Raw genomic sequence first — 1,834 nt, forward strand, 5'->3', positions numbered from 1 at the left:
TCGGCGCAGGCGTCCTCGGCGAGGCCGACGTGGTGCAGGCCTGCACGGACGTCTACGGCGATCGCATCGACCGCGCCTGCGCCCTCGTCGCGCCCTACATCGTCGACAATCCGCCTTACCGGCCATTCCTCGTGGCCGTCTCCGCCAACATCCGCACTTTCGTCGACATCCATACCTTCGCCTATGAAAGCGCACAGACGCGCCAACAATGGGCAGCCGCCTTTCACGAAACCGCCGGCGGCCCCTTCGCCGGTGTGTACGGGCGGTGCTTCGCGGGCCTTGCCGCATTCGCCCAACTCGACCTGCCCACCGCGGAGAACCGCTACACCGAAGCGCTCGTTTTGGCTCAGAACGAAGCCGGCCCGCATTCACATGCGGCCCGGCTGGCGGGCGCCCTGCTGGGCCGGCTCCACTACGAACGCGGTGAAATCGATACGGCCGAAGGGCTGTTGGAGCAATGTCACGAGCTCGGCGCCGAAAGCGGTGTCGTTGACTTCATGATCGCGACCTACAGCACCCTGTCCCGTATCAAGGTGCTTCGTGGCGACATCGATGAGGCGCTCGGCCTACTGGACGAAGGACATGTTGCGGCTCAGCAGCTTTCGTTGCCGAGGCTGTCCGCAGCGCTGGACAACGAGTGCGTGCGTCTACACCTCGCGCTGGGCGACACCAGCCGCGCGCAACAGATTCTCGCACGCCGCGGCAACGATGTGGCCAACGGCATGGACGGCATCGCGATGGCCACCCGGCACTACCAACTGAGCGCGCGGGCCCAAATCGCTTGCGCGGAAAACAACTACGACACAGCACACGATCTGGTGTCCAGGATGCATCACGAAAGCACCGCCGCCGGATGGCGTCTCGGCGCAGCCCTCAGCACCATCGAACTCGCCAGGGTTGTCTTCCTCGCCGGCGACCCCGAAGCCGCCGCCGAAATCCTCGTCCCCGCGCTGCTCGACGGCGCGCGCGCCGGGCTACTGCGCACCATCGTCGACGCCGGGCCGGAGATCCTCAAAACCATTGCCCATCTTCGCGACGCCAGCCGGACCCGCCGCTGGCCGCCCAAGCTGGCCCAGGTTCCGCCCGATTATCTCTCGCGGTTGCTGGCCACTGCCCACGCCGACGCCAAACACGCGGCCATCCCGGTCGTCACGCGCGACTCCGATCGTGCTCCCACGCCGGAAGAACCGCTCAGCCCCCGCGAAATCGAGGTACTGCGGCTCTTGGAGCGTGGAATGTCGAACAAGCAGATCGCGCGGAACCTGGGGGTCACGATCAACACCGTCAAGTGGTACCTCAAGGGCATCTACATCAAGCTGGGCGCTACCAGGCGCGGGGAATCGGTCTCCGAGGCCAGGCGGCGACACCTGTTGCCCTAGTTGCGCCTCGGGTCTGGCTGCTGTCGCCGCCTTCGGTTAGCGTCGTCGGCGTGACCCTCAAAGACATCCCCCTGACCACCCTCGACGGCCGGCCGACCACGCTGGCCGAATTGGCCGACGGCGCGACGCTGGTTGTCAACGTCGCCTCCAAGTGCGGGTTGACTCCGCAATACACGGCGCTGGAGAAGCTCGCCGAGGACTACGGCGAGCGCGGCCTGACCGTCGTCGGCGTCCCCTGCAACCAGTTCATGGGCCAGGAGCCGGGCACGGCCGAGGAGATCCAGGAGTTCTGTTCGACGACGTACGGCGTGACGTTCCCGCTGCTGGCCAAGACCGAGGTGAACGGCGACGATCGTCACCCGCTCTACGCCGAGCTGACCAAGGCCGCCGATTCCGCCGGCGAGGCCGGCGACATCCAGTGGAATTTCGAGAAGTTCCTGATCGCACCCGACGGT

2 protein-coding genes are annotated in these 1,834 nt (G+C 66.4%); both read left to right on the forward strand.

Annotation, left to right across the window (positions count from 1 at the left end; all coding sequences use genetic code 11):
* Nucleotides 1-1,379: helix-turn-helix transcriptional regulator (locus A5704_RS06845; protein ID WP_231968889.1), on the forward strand; the 1,379-nt coding region annotated here is incomplete at its 5' end.
* A gap of 50 nt (nt 1,380-1,429) precedes the next feature.
* Nucleotides 1,430-1,834: glutathione peroxidase (locus A5704_RS06850; protein WP_067759906.1), on the forward strand; the 405-nt coding region annotated here is incomplete at its 3' end.

This window comes from Mycobacterium sp. E735 (genome assembly GCF_001666955.1).
Classification (GTDB): Bacteria; Actinomycetota; Actinomycetes; order Mycobacteriales; family Mycobacteriaceae; genus Mycobacterium.